This is a genomic window from Bellilinea sp., from assembly GCF_034432615.1.
In the GTDB taxonomy this organism is placed as follows: Bacteria; Chloroflexota; Anaerolineae; order Anaerolineales; family Anaerolineaceae; genus Bellilinea.
In genome coordinates this window covers 1-18,006 of sequence record NZ_DAOUBL010000117.1, presented here as the reverse complement: position 1 = coordinate 18,006, position 18,006 = coordinate 1, and the positions used below count along the sequence as shown (strand labels likewise).

General features: G+C 54.6%; 15 protein-coding genes. 8 read left to right on the top strand and 7 right to left on the bottom strand.

The genetic code is table 11. The annotated features are described in order from the left end of the window. On the top strand, positions 1-645 hold a 645-nt coding region (locus VAE48_RS05335; protein ID WP_322792284.1), incomplete at its 5' end, for a class I SAM-dependent methyltransferase. Positions 646-651: 6 nt separating this feature from the next. On the opposite strand, the gene VAE48_RS05330 is transcribed toward VAE48_RS05335, so the two are convergent. Then, on the bottom strand, positions 652-1,593 hold the full coding sequence (locus VAE48_RS05330; protein ID WP_322792283.1) for a DMT family transporter: 942 nt from the start codon (positions 1,591-1,593) through the stop codon (positions 652-654). A gap of 160 nt (positions 1,594-1,753) precedes the next feature. On the opposite strand from VAE48_RS05330, the gene VAE48_RS05325 reads away from it, so the two are divergent. Then, a complete protein-coding gene (locus VAE48_RS05325; protein ID WP_322792282.1) occupies positions 1,754-4,552 on the top strand; it encodes a methyl-accepting chemotaxis protein in 2,799 nt (932 codons plus the stop codon). Positions 4,553-4,561: 9 nt separating this feature from the next. Here VAE48_RS05325 and VAE48_RS05320 read toward each other — a convergent pair whose 3' ends face one another. Genes VAE48_RS05320 through VAE48_RS05310 form a run of 3 tightly spaced genes read right to left on the bottom strand, consistent with a single transcriptional unit; the run spans position 4,562 to position 6,903 of the window. Beyond that, positions 4,562-4,945 carry an ACT domain-containing protein gene (locus VAE48_RS05320; RefSeq protein WP_322792281.1) on the bottom strand — a complete coding sequence of 128 codons (384 nt, stop codon included), beginning with the start codon at positions 4,943-4,945 and terminating at the stop codon, positions 4,562-4,564. A gap of 18 nt (positions 4,946-4,963) precedes the next feature. Then, positions 4,964-5,533, bottom strand: a complete 570-nt coding sequence (locus VAE48_RS05315; protein ID WP_322792280.1) for an MOSC domain-containing protein — start codon at positions 5,531-5,533, stop codon at positions 4,964-4,966. Continuing rightward, complete coding sequence (locus tag VAE48_RS05310) at positions 5,530-6,903, bottom strand: hypothetical protein (protein ID WP_322792279.1); 1,374 nt, start codon at positions 6,901-6,903, stop codon at positions 5,530-5,532. Before VAE48_RS05310 ends, VAE48_RS05315 begins: the two co-directional genes overlap by 4 nt. Positions 6,904-7,080: 177 nt before the next feature. Here VAE48_RS05310 and VAE48_RS05305 point away from each other — a divergent pair, with 177 nt between their 5' ends. From VAE48_RS05305 to tatA, 6 genes are all read left to right on the top strand, one after another. Continuing rightward, the gene (locus VAE48_RS05305) at positions 7,081-8,169 is read left to right on the top strand and encodes a fatty acid desaturase (protein WP_322792278.1); all 1,089 of its coding nucleotides are present in this window, start codon (positions 7,081-7,083) and stop codon (positions 8,167-8,169) included. A gap of 180 nt (positions 8,170-8,349) precedes the next feature. Next, a complete protein-coding gene (locus VAE48_RS05300; RefSeq protein ID WP_322792277.1) occupies positions 8,350-10,260 on the top strand; it encodes a formate--tetrahydrofolate ligase in 1,911 nt (636 codons plus the stop codon). Positions 10,261-10,323: 63 nt separating this feature from the next. Further along, positions 10,324-10,953: a cupin domain-containing protein gene (locus VAE48_RS05295; protein ID WP_322792276.1), complete on the top strand. Its 630-nt coding sequence runs from the start codon at positions 10,324-10,326 to the stop codon at positions 10,951-10,953. 34 nt (positions 10,954-10,987) lie between these two features. Then, positions 10,988-11,974: an acetylxylan esterase gene (locus VAE48_RS05290; RefSeq protein WP_322792275.1), complete on the top strand. Its 987-nt coding sequence runs from the start codon at positions 10,988-10,990 to the stop codon at positions 11,972-11,974. A 57-nt stretch (positions 11,975-12,031) separates the two neighbouring features. After that, positions 12,032-12,799, top strand: a complete 768-nt coding sequence (tatC, locus tag VAE48_RS05285; RefSeq protein WP_322792274.1) for a twin-arginine translocase subunit TatC — start codon at positions 12,032-12,034, stop codon at positions 12,797-12,799. Between the two features lie 42 nt (positions 12,800-12,841). Continuing rightward, the gene (tatA, locus tag VAE48_RS05280) at positions 12,842-13,024 is read left to right on the top strand and encodes a twin-arginine translocase TatA/TatE family subunit (RefSeq protein WP_322792273.1); all 183 of its coding nucleotides are present in this window, start codon (positions 12,842-12,844) and stop codon (positions 13,022-13,024) included. A 26-nt stretch (positions 13,025-13,050) separates the two neighbouring features. On the opposite strand, the gene VAE48_RS05275 is transcribed toward tatA, so the two are convergent. The 3 genes from VAE48_RS05275 to VAE48_RS05265 form a co-directional block, all read right to left on the bottom strand. Continuing rightward, positions 13,051-13,464, bottom strand: coding sequence for a hypothetical protein (locus VAE48_RS05275; protein ID WP_322792272.1), 414 nt, complete (start codon positions 13,462-13,464; stop codon positions 13,051-13,053). Between the two features lie 38 nt (positions 13,465-13,502). Continuing rightward, positions 13,503-17,147, bottom strand: a complete 3,645-nt coding sequence (locus VAE48_RS05270; protein WP_322792271.1) for a two-component regulator propeller domain-containing protein — start codon at positions 17,145-17,147, stop codon at positions 13,503-13,505. Positions 17,148-17,462: 315 nt separating this feature from the next. Beyond that, positions 17,463-18,006 (bottom strand): acetate--CoA ligase family protein (locus VAE48_RS05265; RefSeq protein WP_322792270.1); only part of this gene is annotated, 544 nt, incomplete at its 5' end.

Below are 18,006 nucleotides of genomic sequence, written 5' to 3'. Positions count from 1 at the left end.
AATCAGGATGCCAGTTTTTATCTGGATACCCGCAACCTGCGCGGCTGGTTGAAAGATCACATGGCGGGTAAAAGTGTGCTGAATACTTTTGCGTACACGGGCAGCCTTGGAGCGACCGCACTGGCCGGCGGGGCGCGGCGGGTGGTACAGACCGACCAGAATCCGCGCTTTTTGGAGGTAGCGCGCGCCACCTATCGTTTGAATGGCTGGCCGATTAACGAGGAAGACTTCCTGATCGGCGATTTCTTCAAGGTGGTGGATGGGCTGAGGCGCCGCAAACAGTTGTTTGACTGCGTAATTCTCGACCCGCCGTTTTTTTCAACCGGTTTCAATGGTGAGATTTTCCTTAACGAGAAAACACTGCCGCTGCTCAACAAAGTCCGTCCGCTGGTTGCCCATGACGGGGTGCTGATTGTGGTTAATAATGCACTCTACATGAGCGGAGCAGTGTTAATCCGCATCTTTGATGAAGTATCTCAGAGCGGCTATCTCTGGCTGGAAGAGATCATCCCGGTTCCCGAAGATGTGACCGGTTTTCCGCAAACGCGGGTTTCTCCTCCGCCGGTTGATCCATCACCGTTCAACCACCCCACCAAAATTGCCGTTTTGCGGGTGGCACGTAAAGACCGGGCAGCAGCCAGTTGATGGTGTTCAGTTTTTTTCACTGATCCGTAAAGCGATCACTCCGCCCAGAATCAACAGGCTGCCCGCAACCTGCTCAAGGGTGAAGCGTTCCCCCAGCACAAAATAAGCCTGGGCGGCGGTAAAAGTCGGCTCCAAAGTTGCGATGAGATTGACCACCGAAGCCGGCAGGTAACTCATGCTGAGCGTGTAAAGTCCATAACCGCCAATGGTCGGGCCGACCGCCAGTAAAATCAACGCTGCCCAGCCGGTATTTTCCAGAGAGGGGATGAAAGAATTGCCGGCGGGTACGCCGCCTAAAAAAGATGGCAACAGCCAGCTGCTGAAAAATAGAATGACAGCCGCAATTCCAAAGGTGTAGGTCAGAGCAGTCCACGCGCTCATCCCGCGCCGGGCCGATTCCTTGCCAAACAGGCTGTATCCGCTCATTGCCAGCCCGGAGAGCAGGCCGGTCAGAATGCCGAGCGGGTTCAACCGCCACATTTCCGGTTGTAAAGCCCCGGCAACCAGCACACAGCCGCTCAGGCTGGCGGCAATCGCCAGTCCCTTGGCGAACGAAAGGTTTTCGCGAAACAGGAAACGGGCGAGGATGGCTGTAAAAGCCGCCGAACTATAAACCAGCACCACCGAAATGGCTGCGCCATTGAAAGCGACGGAAAGTGTCCACAGGGCATTGAAAAGCGAAAGGATGATGCCGTACCCCACAATAAACACCCAATGAGCTTTGGGCAGGTGAAGCAAACGACGCTGGAAGCCCCCCAGCACAAGGATCATAGTCAGGCTGGCGAGTAAATCGCGCCAGGCCGCCAGCAGGATGGGTGGAATTTGCTGATAGGCGGTCAGGTAACGGATGAAGATAGCGGTGGTTGACCAGATGAGTACCCCAATCAGGGCAATGGCATACCCTTTACCGGCGGTGCGGCTTTGGGCTGCGTTTATGGTGATGGTCATGAGAGCGATTCCTTGAGGATGTGGTAAACAACAAGGCGGATTTTACCTGAATTTTACGCGCTCAACAGACGGATTTTATGGAATTTTTGTCCTTCAGTTGCTATAACATTACTGGCATTCATCCTTTCTCTATTTAAGCAAATCCCAAGGAGATGAAAAAGTGGATTTGAGTCGCTTTAACACCCGTACGAAACTGATTGGATCGGCGGTCATGGGGGTGCTGTTTGTCTTGCTGGTTGCGGCGGTGGGCTTTTTCAATTTGCGTCAAATTCAACACGGCGTGGAGGTAATTTACCTCGATCAGACCCTGCCGATTAAAAAACTGGGCGCGGCCCATAAGACCCTCTATGAACTGCACGGCAACCTGCTGACCTATGTGATGCTGCCGGAAAGCCGGTCTGAAATCCGCGAAATGTTGAAAGAGAACATGGATTCCATCAACGCCTTTTTGGGGGAGTACGAGAATGGAAATGTCCCGCCGGATGCCGTGCAGGCTTTGACGAACTTCAAGATTTACTGGACATCTTACCAGCGATCCGTGCTGGAAGCCATGACCCTGACCGACAGCGGTAACCGTACCGTGGTGTATGATTCGCTCAAAAACGGCGGTCTGGCTCAGAATAAAAAGCTGGTCAGCCAATCGTTCGATGAGTTGGTGAAGGCCAATGAGGCGGTCGCCGAAAGCGTCTATCAATCCAGCGGACGCACCTACCAATCAGCCGCTGCGGTGTTGATCCTTGCCAGCCTGTTGGCGGCCGGGCTTTCCATGCTGGCCAGCATCAGCCTCAGTCTGCACATCACCCGTCCTTTGGAAGAGGTAACCGCCCATTTGAAGGAGATTGCACGGGGTGCCTTGCAGATGGATTTTGAGCAGATGGAAAAAATCGCTCGCCTTACCGGACGCAAAGACGAAGCCGGCACGTTGGCGGCGGGGTTGCTGGAAACCCAAACCTATCTGGAGGATGTGGCAGCCGTGGCGCAGGCATTGGGTGAGGGCAACCTCGCCGTGCAGGTCGAACCGAAAGGCGAGGATGACTTACTGGGAAATACCCTTAAACAGATGGTGGAAAGACTGCGGACGCTGATCGGGCAGTTCGCCAACAGCGCATTGACGGTAAGCAAGGCTTCGGATGAGTTGTCCGGCGCAGCGGATCAAAGCGGGCAGGCCAGTTCTCAAATTGCCATGACCATTCAACAGGTTGCTCAGGGGATTTCCCAGCAGGCAACTGCGGTCAGCCAGACCAGTTCGTCCATTCACCAGATGACGCGTGCCATTGACGGCGTGGCGCGCGGCGCCCAGGAGCAGGCGGCGGCGGTGGGCAAAGCAGCTGCGGTTGCCAACCAGATCACCGAAGCAGCCCGCGAAATCCGTGTTTCCGCCGAACAGCAGGTTCGCAGCTCCACCCATGCGGTGGAAACCAGCCAGAACACGGCTCGCGTGGTGGAAGATACGGCGCGCGGTATGGAGCGCATTCGTAGAGTGGTAGATCTTTCCACGCAAAAAGTACAGGAGATGGGTAATCGTTCCCGGCAGATTGGCATGATTCTGGAAACGATTGATGATATTGCCGCCAAGACCAACATTCTGGCGATCAATGCGGCAATCGAAGCCGCCCATGCCGAAGTGCAAAGCAAGAAGATGACCGAAATTACGCTTGACCGGTTAATGACGGCTCAGTGCCGAATCATTAACCATTTGCTGCTTTCGGGGTGGGATAAACGCCCGCTCAGTGACTGGCAAAAACTGGGCGAGGCGGCGCAGCTGGATATGGTGCTGGCAACCGACGAGGATGGCGTGGTGGTGCTATCCAACGATTCCAAATTGATCGGCTGGAAATTTCCCACCGATCCCAAAGAACAGGCTTATCCCTTCCGGCAGTTGATTCACCAGAAAGACGGGGTTTTGTGTCAGGAATCACAAAAACGTTCCTTTGATGACGAGGTGTATAAATTTGTGGGTGTTTCGCGTGCCGATCAACCCGGCATTGTGCAGATTGGCTTCAATGTTTCCAGTTTGAAGAAGTTTGAATTGCGGATCAATGGTTTTGCGGTGGTGGCGCAGGAGGTGTACCAACTGGCGGAACAGGCCCGCCAGGCAACCCGTGAAATTGCGGCCTTGATTCGGGAGATTCAAAAAGCAGTGGATGAAGCGGTACGCTCAATGGCGGAGAGCGGTCGAGAGGTGCAGCAGGGTGTGGCGCTGGCCGATCAATCCCGCCATGCGCTGGATGAATTGCTGCTGGCTTCGCAGCAGGGTTTGCAGTCTGGGGAGGAAATTGCCCGCGCAGCCTTGAAAATTGATCGGCTGGCAGAGGATCTGGCCAGCGCGATGGACAGTGTTTCAGCGGTGGTTGAGGAAAATACGGCTGCCACCGAAGAAATGGCTGCCGGCTCTGGTGAAGTGAGTGAGGCAATTGAAAATTTTGCCAGCATCAGCGAGCAAAACAGCGCTGCGGTCGAAGAAGTATCGGCTTCAACCGAAGAGATGAGTGCGCAGGTGGAAGAAGTTTCCCGCTCGGCCAATTTGCTGGCAGAACTGGCGCAAACGCTGATTCAAATGGTGGCCAATTTCCAGACCGACAATGGTAGGGATGTATCGCTGCGTTTCCAGCTGGTCAGGCAGGCGCACAGCGCCTGGCTGCGCCGTCTGCAAATTGCGCGCCTCGAAAACCGCCTCAACAATTATGGCGTAGTGACGCATGAACAGTGTTCGCTGGGACGCTGGTACTATGGCCCGGGCCGGCAGCACTACGCCCATCTGCCCGAGTTTGAAGCGCTGGAAGCGGTGCACATTCGTTTCCATCAACTGACCCGGCGGGCGGTGGAAACCTTCAACAATGGACACCGTCAGGATTTTGAGTCAACAGCCCGCGAGGTAGAGGCGGTAACTGCCGAATTTCTGGCGAGCCTGGACCGGCTGGAAGCAGCCGTGCAGGCGGCTGGCCGCTCTCTGAACTGAAAGGTCTGCTCAACAAACGCGGTGGCCGGCTGAGCGCAGTGCCGTAACGGCTTTTTCCAAATCGGCGGCACGTACCAGCACGTAATCCGTTTCAAATGTGGAAATGGCAAAGATGCTGATTTTTGCCCCGGCAAGCGCATCCAGCACGGATTTCAAGACGCCAATCTGGTCAAAGTCAAATGGTCCTTCCAGCATCAACGCCCGCCATCCGCTTTCGTAAAGGATGTCGGATGGGTTCAACCCCTCTTCACAAACGATGGATAATTCATCTGCGGTACGGGTAATGGAGAAGAAAGAGCCGTTTTGAGCCCAACCGGGTAAAGGCTCGCTTGCATCCAACCGGCAAATGACCAACCGCTGGGGCAGGATGTTCAACACTTGGGTCTGGTTCACAGGGATTTTCCTCTCTGGCTAAAGCCGGTAAAGATAGCGGGAGGGAACATCGGCGCGCACATTCTCGCCAAGCGCGATGATACCGGGGTGTTCCACGACGACGACCAGTCCGCGAAGGCCGCGGGCTGCTTTAACGAATTGCTGGGCAAGGTCATCTCGCTCGGGGTAATTCTGCTGAATGACTTTACCGGGGCCGGTGCAGGGCAGGTTTTCACCGCTGACCGTCAGTACCACCCCCTGTTCAAAGAACAGGCGAGTTGGCGGCGGCAGGCGGGTCAGGTGGGGAATGCCGCTCAAAAGCAGATTTGCCCCCAGCCACTCCGGCTGAACGCTCAAAATGCCCAGCCTTTGGGCAATTTCCGCCAGCTCCTCGCTGGATACCACCGAAATCTGGCGGTCATTGCGGATGAGCGTGCCGCGCTCGTAATGCGGGGTGCGGCTGTCGGAAAGGCGCGTCCAACCGGCGTGTTTATCTCCCGCAAAACCCTCAAAAGTGACCTGAACTTCGCCGACCGGGGTGGTGACCAGTGATTCAGCCTGCAAGCCGAGATACAATCCCTCAACAATCCCGTTTCGTGAGTTTTTCATCTCCGTTTTCCTTTTTTTGAACGACTTAAACGGCTGTTGACCCAACCTGTCAGCAGAGTAAGGGTGGGCAGCAATGCGGCAGAGGGACAGATACGGTCAAAACCACGACGGACCTGACTTTCAATCCAATTCAAGATGAGTTCTTCGATATTTTCCAGCTTCTGACGGGCCCATTCGCGTACCTGAGCTTCCAGTTCTTGTTTACGGGAAGCCAGCTCCTGAGGCAGGATTACGGCATTGACCACAATGGGACGGGCGCTGATGTTTTGACCGTTCCGCTGAATGGTCCACTGGGAGGTGTACACGCCGGGGCGTTTGAACGGCTGACTGAGGAACGAGAAACTGACCATTTCACCGGGGGCAACCGCTGCGCCGATTTCAAGGCGGCTGCCTGCTCCCCAGTCATTGCGCAAATTGGCAAGATACACTTCTCCCGGCTGCCAGATCTGGCTGCCGTTGTTGCGCATGACGATTTCCACCTTGACGGATTCGCCTTCGGCTGCAATCGGCCACTCGGTGTGACGGACAAGCGCCGATTCGTAATCGGCGATGAAACCGGCTGCAACCCCGAGAGCGACCGGCAACTGACCTTCAGAAAATACATAAGGCAGTCCCTGGCAATTGATTTGAGCTGCCTCACCATCCGCCAGAAGCAGGATTTCCTGAGCGCCAAAGGAACGCAGCACCTCAACAGCGTCCGACTGCCGCGTGGTTTTGGAAACAAACACCAACAATGTTTCAAAGGTGCCATCACCATCCCGGTCCTGCACCCCGAGCAGGCTGCGGCTGGTAAAGTCCTGGGGTTGCCGCTCGGCTTGCGGACTGAGACCGACAACAACCAGGGGGGCAGCCGACTGCTGGAAGGCGGTTTCGGTGTATGGGCTGATGCGTGCCGATTCATCCCACACTTCCAGCATGGCCAGCGGAGTAACCATTTCAGCGGCGGTTGCGCCGGGGCGGCGCAAAATGCCGTTTGATTTCAAGCCCAGCCGCTCATTGATGGGCTCATCGGGGAAAAAGGGACCGCCAATCACACAAAAGGCATCCTCATCATCGTTTTGAAACTCTGCCCAAAAATTATCCAATGGCTGGGGTGTGAAGGGGGCATCAGCATCCTGCGAGGGGGCGGGGGTTTGTCCGGTCAACAACTGCACAGCAGCGTGGTGGGCAAGATTGACCATCAACACGTAGTCAGGCGTGCCGCCGGGGTAATCTTTCCGGTAGAGCGTTACGGCAGGCGCTTCGGCAACCGCGTAAAAATCGGGCGGAGCTTGTTGGGCGGCCCGGCTTGCTGTGGCGGGTCGAGCCGAAAGCAGCACAGCTGGTATAACCCATAGCAGAAGCAAAATGCGGTTAAATGTTTTTGGCATATCTTGCTTAATTATACCGGTTTGGGGCAGATGGAATAGGAGAGTGTGGGGGCAGCCCGCCGCCCGGATAAATATGACCTGAAATATGACTCGTTACACCCTAATTATCTATTTTACGCTGCTTCAAGGCTGGTTAGAATGAAAGCAGAAACATCTTTATTCCCAGGAGAATCGAAAATGGCAAAAACAACCGCTCCACTGGTGATTAACGGCAAGCCCCTGCCGAGCATGAGTGAAATTAACCGCGAAATTGCCCCCTTCCAGAAGGCAGACACCCGCCGAAGTGTCTGGCAATTGATCAACACGCTGGTGCCGTATGTGGGTTTATGGGTTTTGATGGTCTACACCCTGCAAATTTCCTATTTGCTGACCGTGGTACTCGCTTTCATTGCCGCTCTGTTTTTGGTGCGGGTCTTTATTTTCTTCCATGATTGTGGCCACAACTCCTTTTTTCCTTCTACCCGCCTGAACCGAATGGTTGGCTTCTGGCTGGGAGTGCTGGTTTTCACCCCCGGCGAGCAGTGGTGGCATTCCCATTCAATTCATCATGCCACCAGCGGCAATCTCGACAAACGCGGGGTGGGGGATGTAACCACCCTGACGCTGGAAGAATTCTATGACCGCCACTGGCTGCAGCGGCTGGGCTACCGCTTCTTTCGCAATCCGCTGGTGATGTTCATCCTCGGCCCAATTTTCATGTTTGTGATCATGCATCGCCTTCCCTTGCCCAATTACGGTAAGCGCCAGACGCGCAGTGTTTGGTTGACCAACCTCGCCATGCTGGGACTTGCGGTGGGAATCAGCCTGATCATCGGCTGGCAGGCGTATTTGATGATTCAACTGCCGCTGATCTTCTTTGCCGGCTCGATGGGCATTTTCCTGTTTTATGTCCAGCATCAGTTTGAAGATACTTATTGGGAACGCCAGGAAAACTGGAATTATGTAGCGGCCGGACTGCTGGGGGCATCCTATTTCAAGCTGCCCAAAATTTTGGATTGGTTCACTGGCAGCATCGGTTACCATCATATCCATCACCTCAGCCCGCGGATTCCCAATTACTATCTGGCAGAATGCCAGCGCAATTCGCCGATCATGCAGCAATGGGCGCGGGTGATCACCATACCGGACAGCATCAAAACCGTGCGTTTGAAGGTGTGGGACGAACCGCGCAAGAAACTGGTTGGTATTCCCCGCGTGAAGGTGGAACGCAGGCTGGGCGAACCGCTTGTAAAAAAGACGCTGGAAAAAGCGGAACTGGAAAGTTAATTGCCGGTATACCCTCCCCTCTGAAATCACAGGATTCTTAAATCCATCGGACAGGGTTCTCTGAACCCTGTTTTTGTCTGACAATAAGACGGAAAAGCAACTGAAAAGGCTTGCGTTTCCTGTGTAATTCGTCCATAATAAAGGTAATTCCCCCAAAACCGAACATCCAAGGAGGAAATCATGGCTGTAAAACAGGCTGTCAGACCCATCCGTTTGGAACGCCAGACCCCCGTACCCGCGGATATTGACATTGCCCAACAGGCGAAAATGAAGCCGATCACCGAACTGGCTGAGGAATTGGGGCTGAATCCCGATGAGATTGAACTGTACGGCCCTTACAAAGCCAAAGTGAAACTGGAGGTTTTGGAACGGCTGCGAGAAGTGCCCAACGGCAAATACATTGATGTAACCGCCATCACCCCCACACCGCTTGGGGAGGGAAAAACAACCACAACCATCGGATTGAGTCAGGCGCTGGGGGCGCACCTTGGTAAGTCGGTGATGACCTGCATCCGCCAGCCCAGCCAGGGCCCGACCTTTGGCATCAAAGGCGGGGCGGCTGGAGGCGGTTACAGTCAGGTGGTGCCAATGGAGGATTTCAACCTGCACCTGACCGGCGATATTCACGCCATCACGGCGGCCAACAACCTGCTGGCGGCAGCCATTGATGTGCGCATGCTGCACGAATCGGAAGCCACTGATGAGCAATTGTTTGAGCGTTTGTTCCCCAAAGATAAACAGGGCAAACGTCATTTTGCGGTTAACATGCTCAACCGCCTGAAAAAATTGGGCATTGACAAAACCGACCCGAATGAGATGACGCCGGAAGAACGCAGCCGTTTTGTAAGGCTGGATATTGACCCGGATTCGATCACCTGGCGGCGGGTAATTGATACCAGTGATCGCTTTTTGCGCGGGATTACGATTGGACAGGGTCCGAACGAAAAAGGCATGGAACGCAAGACCGGCTTTGACATCACCGTCGCCAGTGAGATTATGGCGGTGCTGGCGCTGACAACCTCACTGGCGGATATGCGCCGCCGCTTTGGTGAAATGGTCATCGGTACCAACCGCAAGGGTGAGGCAATCAATGCCGATGATCTGGGAGTGGCGGGGGCTATGACGGTTCTGATGAAGGATGCCATAAAACCGACCCTGATGCAAACCCTGGAAGGCACGCCGGTATTCGTCCATGCCGGGCCGTTTGCCAATATTGCGCATGGGAACAGTTCCATCATCGCCGATATGATCGGCTTGAAACTGGCCGATTATGTGGTCACCGAATCCGGCTTTGGCTCGGACATGGGCATGGAAAAATTCTTCAACATTAAGTGCCGCTACTCCGGGCTGATTCCGAATGTGGTGGTGATGGTAGCCACCGTGCGCGCGCTCAAAATGCACGGCGGCGGTCCAAAGGTGGTGGCCGGTAAACCGCTGGATCACGCCTACACCAATGAAAACCTGGACTTGCTGCGTGCCGGGTTGGGTAATTTGCTGGCACACATCGGGATTGCCCGCAAATTTGGTGTGCCGGTGGTGGTCGCCATCAATTCCTTTGCCACCGACAGCGAAGCCGAATTGAACCTGATTCGCAAGGTGGCGGTAGAAGAAGGCGGCGCGGAGGATGCGGTAATCTGTAATCACTGGGCGCAGGGTGGTGAAGGTGCGATTGCATTGGCTGAGGCAGTGGTCAAAGCCGCTGAAAAACCCTCCCAATTCCACTTCCTCTACCCCCTGGATATTCCCATCAAAGAAAAGATCGAAATCATTGCCCGCGAAGTATACGGCGCGGACGGCGTGGATTACGAGCCACTGGCGGAACAACGCATTGCTGAATACACCCGGCTCGGTTTTGACCGGCTGCCAATCTGTATGGCGAAAACTCACCTCAGCCTGAGCCATAATGCCGAGCTCAAAGGTGTTCCCAAAGGATTTCGCATCCCGGTCAGGGATATCCGCGCTTCGGTAGGGGCGGGTTTCCTGTACCCGTTGGTGGGAACGATGAGCACCATGCCCGGTCTTCCCACGCGCCCGGCATTTTATGATGTGGATCTGGATCTGGAAACCGGCCGGGTCATTGGCCTGTTTTAACGGTAAAATAACCCTGACAACCTGCCTGGCAGGCTGGTTCATTTTTGTACCGGGAGGTGCCGAGTGGATTTATTCGGTAAGGAAGCCATTTCGGTGGATGTCGGTCAGCGTTTGAAAGCACTGCGCGAAGAACGCGGTATTTCCATGCGCACTCTGGCGCGTAATAGCGGCCTTTCTGCCAATGCGTTGAGCATGATCGAGCGAGGGTTGACTTCTCCATCCATCAGCACTTTGTTTAAGATCGCCACCGCTCTGGGCGTTCCGATTACGGATTTTTTCCGCGAGGAAGCAGAGCGCAAGAAGGTTGTATTCAGCAAGGCGCATGAGCGTACCCGAATTCCCTTCCTGAGGGGAGTCTGGGAGGGCATGGGCAGCGAATCATTCAGCGGGCGGTTGAATGCGTTCATCATCACGCTGGAAAATGGCGCCAACAGCGGCCCGCATCCGATTGTTCATACCGGTTCAGAATTTGTCTTCTGTTTGCGTGGTCACCTGGAATATGAAGTGGATAACCAGCGTTACCAGTTAGAAGCGGGTGACAGCCTGATCTTTGCGGCTCATTTGCCTCACCGCTGGCGCAATCCGGGCTCGGTGGTTTGTACGGCGATCATCGTGATTTCCTGCCATGCCGAAGGCGACAAAGCGGCCGAGTTCAAGCATGTGCTCGATAATCTCGAAACCGGTTCGGAGTAAAGCCATCGGCGAATAAGCGGCGGCGAGGTGCAGCATGGCTTTTTTTGATTTGCCGTTAGAAGAGTTGCGCCGTTATCAGCCGGTTTTAAGCGAACCGGCAGATTTTGACGCTTTTTGGGCGGCCACCCTGGAACAGGCCAGAAGCCATCCGCTGGATGCCCGTTTTGAGGCGGTTGATTTTGGCTTACGCACGGTCACGACCTATGATGTGACGTTCAACGGCTATGCCGGACAGCTCATCAAAGGTTGGTTGCTGCTGCCGGCAAACGCTGAAGAACCTTTACCGCTGGTGGTCGAGTATGCAGGTTATGGCGGCGGGCGCGGTTTTCCCACTGAATGGTTGCTCTGGTCGAGCGCCGGTTTTGCCCATCTGGTGATGGATACGCGCGGGCAGGGCAGTGTATGGCGGCAGGGAGATACACCAGATGTGGCCGAAGGCAGCAGCCCGCATTCGCCCGGTTTTATGACGCTGGGTGTGCTTTCACCGGAAACGTATTACTATCGGCGGGTATTCGTGGATGCGGTACGCGCCGTGCAGGCCGGACGCAGTTTTCCGCTGGTGGATGCCGGGCGTGTGGCTGTGACAGGCGGCAGTCAGGGGGGCGGCATCAGTCTGGCCGTAGCCGGTTTGTTGCCGGAAATTGCGGTGTGTATGGCGGATGTGCCGTATCTGTGCCATTACCAGCGAGCCATAGAAATCACACCTGCCGGACCGTATCAGGAAATTGCTCAATTTTGTCAGGTGCATCGTCACCGCACCGAGCAGGTGTTCAAGACGCTGGCCTATTTTGACAATGTGTTCTTCGCTCCACGCATCCGAGCGCGTTGTCTCTTTTCGGTGGCACTGATGGACGAGATTTGTCCTCCCTCGACGATTTTTGCGGTCTACAACCGCATCACTGCCCCCAAAGAGATGCGGATTTATACGTATAATCATCACGAGGGCGGCGGCGCTCATCATGACCTTGAAAAAATCCGCTTTCTATCCGCTGTGTGGGGGAACCATACCCCAAGGGATTGAATTTTGACCGCGAGGAGCGCTCGGTTCAGAGCCGTCCCGGCGGATCAGAGAAACAGCATGTTTAAGTTTCGTAAAAAAGGTGCAAAACCGTCATCTCCCCCGAAAAAAAAGGTCAACCGGGCAGATTTGACCATCCCGGAGCATCTCAATGAATTGCGCCAGCGCCTGCTGCGCGGTCTGGTAGCGATGATCCTCGCGGTGTTGGTCTGTTTTGCCATTGGCGAGCGGCTGATTGAGATTCTTGCCTATCCGGTTGGGGGGATTGACCGGCTGATTTCCATTGAGGTAACCGAAAATGTTTCGGTTTTTATGCGGGTTTCGCTGCTGGGCGGTTTTATTCTGGCCTTCCCTTACATCTTGTATGAAGCGCTGGCATACATCCGCCCTGCGCTGGAGGATCACGAATGGCGCGGTTTGCTCATTGCCATTCCGTTTGCTACTCTGCTGTTTGTCAGCGGGGTATTGTTTGCCTATTTTGTGATGCTGCCGGCGGCTTTGCCCTTTTTGATCAGTTTTATCGGTATTACCACCACGCCGCGTTTATCCAATTACTTCAGTTTTGTGACCGGTTTGTTATTCTGGATTGGGGTCAGCTTTGAAACGCCGCTGGTGGTGTATTTGCTGGCCCGTTTTCGGCTGGTGACGGCAGAAACGCTGGCAAAACAATGGCGGGTGGCGGTGGTGATCATTGCGGTGCTGGCGGCTTTCGTCACCCCAACCCCCGACCCGGTCAACATGGGATTATTGATGATCCCCTTGCTGGTGTTGTACCTGTTGAGCATTGGGATGGCCAAAATTGCCAACCCTGCCAGAGGTGAAAACTGAACGTTTTTTATGTTAGAATTTGATTTCGAAGGAGTGTGAGAGATGCTACGAAACTTCAGCGGTTGGGAGTTGCTGGTTGTTCTGGTGATAGTGCTGCTCTTGTTTGGTGTTGGCCGAATCTCCAAAATTGCCAAAGAATTGGGCAGCGGTATCCGTTCATTCCGGGAAGGATTGAAAGGCGATCAGGAAGAATCCGAAAACAAGGACAAAACGGATTCCGAGTAAACCCACGCAGTCTGCCGCAAACAGGATCAGTCTTCGGTTGAGTCGTCCGTTTGGGGAGGGGGATTTTTTGACTGTGCCGGCGTGTCGGAGGGGGAAGGAGGGGTATCCCATGGTTGGGGGCGCAGGCGGGGATCGAGTTGTTGAAGGTCTTCGTCACTGAGCCCGGCTTCTCGAGGTAATTCTTCTGAAAATTCCCGCAAGGATTTGCGGGTTTTTTCGTTAAATTCTTCCAATCCCGCCTCACGAACCAGAATGGTGGGCATTTCGCGAATTTCGCGGGTGGTATCCATAAAAATTTTCCAGAACGGCGAACGAATGATGGCCCGCACGCCTTTACCGATGGTCAGACCGGCTTTTTTCATCCCCTCCGGCCCCAGTAGAATCAAAGCCAGCAGGAAGATGAACAGTAATTCGCCAAATCCAACGTTAAATAATTCCATTTCCGGTTTATCTTATCCCAAGAGGTTCCTGCAGGTTATTATAACGTCTTCTGGGGATGCTGGTAAGTCAGGCGGATACAGGTGCCTTCACCGGGCTTACTTTCGACTTTCAGGCTGGCATGGATGGATTGTGCTCTTTCGCGCATGATTTCCAGCCCAAAATGGGCTGGCGGGACATTGTCCCGGTCAAAGCCCTTGCCATCGTCGCAAATGGTCAATGTCAGGCTGCCCTCCTCAATTTCAAGCGTCACTTTCACCCGTTGAGCATGTGCATGGCGGGCAATGTTGTTCAGAGCTTCCTGAGCAATGCGGTAGAAAGCAATTTGCACATCAGCGGGCTGCTTTGCAACCGATTGAATGCCGCAGTTAATTTGCAGCCGGGTGCGGCTGGTGAACGCATCACACAATTGCTGAATCAATTCCGAAAGGTCAGCCTCCAAAAGAGAACCCGGGCGCAGTTCCACCAGCAGAGAGCGCATTTCAGCCAGCGCCCCACGGCTGAGCAGGCGCAGTTCATCCAGCCTGCGCAGGCCTTCCTGCGGGTTGCGCTGCCATAGGCGGGGCAGCACATCGGCGATCAAGGTACTGGCAAACAGGGTTTGGGTGACTGCATCGTGCAGGTCGCGGGCGATTCGGCTGCGTTCGCTGATTTTTGCCAGTTCTTCTGCCTGCTGGCGTAAATTGGCGTTGCCAATTGCCAGCGCAGCCTGATCGGCAAGCGTCAGAGCGGTTTTATAATTCTCGTCCGGTAAAGCGCCTGCCTGAACGAAGGTCAAAATCAGGCCGCCATCCACATGGTCACCGCTGGAAAGGGGGATTGCCAGTAAAGCCCCCTGATCGCCTGGGAAGATTTCCTTTTCAGGATGCTTTTGACGGTACTGATGAATATCTTCAATCCAGGTGATTTGCCCCTTGAGGGTTTCTTCCACCAGCGGCGCATAGGCCTGCAGGTTTGGAGGCAGTTCCCCCGCCATTTCCTGCGGTGGTTGACCGGGAGGATGGTAAAAGATGAGCGCATGGCGGGCGTGTACCAGTTGGAGCGCCTGATGGATGATGTAATCGAGGCTTTCTTGCAGCGATTGGTTGGTATTCAGAATAGCAATAATCTCGCGGAGACCCTCGGCAACCTGCCGGCGGCGTTCAATTTCATGGGTGCGTTCCAGTACCAGCTGTTCGAGGGCGCGCTTCTGGCTTTCGACTCGGTGCAGCCGCAGGCGGTAGCCCGCATAAACCAGTCCCAGCACCCCTGCACCGCTGAGCAGGATAAACCAGCCGCGGGTGTAAAAGGGCGGGGTTACCCGCAAGTGAATGGCAATGCCCTCTTCGTTCCACACCCCGTCGTTGTTGGCTGCTTTGACACGCAGAGTATAGTCACCGCCGCGCAGGTTGGTAAATGTGACAAAATTACGATTCCCCAAATAATTCCAATCGCTGTCAAATCCTTCCAGTTTGTAGGCAAATTGATTTTTGTGCGGTGCGGTAAAGTCAAGCGCGGCAAATTCGAAACCAATGAAGGTGTCCCGATAACTGAGGAGAATGCTGTCGCCATCCGGCAGGTTTTTCCGCTCAATTTGATTGTAAAGGGAGAATGAGCGGATGATGACCGGCGGCGGGATGGGGTTATCCTGTACCCGTGAGGGGAAGAAGCTGATCAGCCCGTTGACGCTGCCCAAAAAGAATTCACCCTGTGGAGAAACATAGGCAGCCCCGGCGTTGAATTCATTGCTGGTCAAACCATCGCTGACATCGAAGTTGCGGAAGCGCCCGCTGGCAGGCTCGAAGCGCGAAAGACCACGGTTGGTACTCAGCCAGAGATTGCCATCCGAATCGGGCAGGATGGCATAGACGGTATCGTTTGCCAGTCCATCTTTCTCGGTGAATACCGTTAAAATACCCGTGCGGCGGTCAAGCCGGTTCAAACCGCCGCTCCATGTGCCAAACCACACCGTGTCTTGATCCTGGACGTAAATGCTCAAAATAGTGTTGGAAGAGAGAGAATTGCTCTGGCTGCCTTCTGCACGGTAATGTTGAAGAAATTGCTCGCGGCGAGGGTCAAAAACAAAGACGCCTTCGTAGGTTGCTATCCAGAAATTTCCGTCTTCGTCCTCGCGGATTGCCCGCACCAATTGGGCCGAATTGTTCTCGGAAGGGAGGTTGTAATGTGCGAAGGAGCGGCTTTCGGGTTGAAAGCGGTGGAAGCCGTAGCCGCGCGTGCCCACCCACAATTGCTGCTGTGAATCCTCAAAAAAGGTGGTAATTGCGTATTGAGCGGAGAGATTGGGGTTTTGCGGGTCAATTTGGAAGTGGAGAAAGGTGCTGGTAAGCGGGTCGAACTGATCAATGCCGGCGTTGGCGGTGCCAATCCATAATGTCCCCTTGTGATCAGTGAACAGGGCGCGAATATCGTTGCTGGCAATGCTCTGCGGTTGGGTGGTGAGGTGGTAGTAGTAGCGCATTCGTCCACTTTCGCGTTCCAACCGATTGAGGCCGCCGGATAGGGTGCCAATCCACAAAGTGCCGTCCGGCGTCTGGCTGATGGCAAAAACAGTCGAATCGCTCAGGCTGGAAAGATCGCCGGGACGCTGGATGTAACGCTGGAACTTATTGGCGTAAGCAGCATAGCGGTTGACGCCTCCCCCAAAAGTGCCCACCCACATCACACCGCCACGGTCCTGGAAAAGCGCGGTGACCACGTTGTTGTTCAAGCTGGCTGGGTCGTTGCGGTCTTTGCGCAGGTGGCTGAATTGGGAACTGCCGGGTGTCAACAGGCTGATTCCCTCGCGGGTGGCTACCCACAAGATGTCGCTGGAATCTTGAAGAATATCGAATACCTGATTGGAAACCAGAGTTGCTGCATCTTCGGGGTCGTTCTGATAGCGTTCAAATCTGCCGGATGCAGAAATCAGGCGGTTGAGCCCACCCCGCTCTGTGCCGACCCACAAATACCCCTCGTGATCTACAAAAAGCGAACGGCAGCGGTTGTCGCTGAGGGAAAATGGATTAAAGCGGTTGTAACGGTAATGGGTGAAATATCCGCTGGTTGGGTCATAGTGGCTTAATCCTCCATCGGTTGCCAGCCAAAGACCGCCCGTTCCATCCGGAACAAGGTCGTAAATATCCCGGCTGAAGAGGCTCTTGGGGTCGTTTTCAACCGGCATGAAGTGGAGGATTTCGCCGTTGGCGGGGTTGAGGCGGTTCAACCCGCCGGCCTGAGTTGCCACCCAAAGGTGATCGTTCTCATCTTGCAGCACGGCTTCGATGGTGCTGCCCCAAAGGCCATCCTGACCGATTTCAACCAGCGGGTAGTGATCGAATGCATTTTCGTTGATGCGGTAGCGATCCAGTCCTCTGGAGGTGCCAATCCACAGGTCGCCGGCGCGGTCAACGTACAGGCTGGTAATCACATTGGATTGCAGGCTGTTGGGGTTTTGGGGGTCGTGTTTGAAGATTTCAAAACCAAAGCCATCATAGCGGTTCAAGCCTTCCTCGGTACCAAACCAGAGGAAACCCTGCGCATCCTGAACAATTGCTCTCACCGAACTTTGCGAAAGCCCATCTTCGACGGTCAGGTGGTCAAAACGTACCTGACCGGTGTAGGCTGTTGCGGATTGGGTGGACATTCCAAACGGAATGATGCAAGCCAGCAACAGGAAAATGCTACGAAAGAATTTGCTAAACTTCAACCTGTCATGCCTTTATAAAGGTGAATTGCCAAAGAGATTATACCGGTTTGCGTGCTGATTTACGCCCGTCATTGGCACAGGTTTACAAACAGGAGGATGCTTTAAGAAGGCTTGAACGATTTCCGAAACCTTATACACGCACCGCCGAACACTTTTTTCCCCGCTTTTTATGGATAAAATAGAAATGTGATTGGTTTGATCGCCAATTGCTCCTCCTGGGTGAAGCGGTGAAATGGGAAGCCGCGGGTTGGGTTTGGATAGCTGAGCCGTCCTTTCAAGGACGGCTCAGCGCATCAATGGCGGTGTGGTTTAATATCAGGCAAGAATGATACGCCCATCCAACGCAAGCGCGCCGCGGCGGTAGACCCGCAGGGGGTTGATTTCCATTTCCGCAATTTGGGGGAAGTCCAATGCCAGCTGGCTGAGACGCAGGATGACATCCACTACGGCTTGCAAATCACCGGGTTCTTCTCCGCGAAAACCGCTGAGCAGTTTACCGGCATGGGTCTGATGAATCATGTCCAGCGCTTCCCGGCGGGTGAGTGGGGCAACCCGGAAAGATACATCGCCGAACAATTCCACGTAAATACCGCCCAATCCAAACATGATGAGCGGGCCGAAGTTGGGGTCGCGGCGCATGCCGATAATGACTTCCGCACCTTTGTCTGCCATGCGTTCTACCATTGCCCCTTCCAGGCGTGCCTGTGGCAAGCGTTCCGCAATGCTGTTCATCATCTGCCGATAGGCATCAGCCACCGCCTGGGCGTCATTCAGGTGCAGGTGGATGCCGCCGACATCCGACTTGTGCAGGATATCGGGGGAAATAATTTTCAAGGCGACCGGAAAGCCCAAGCGCACC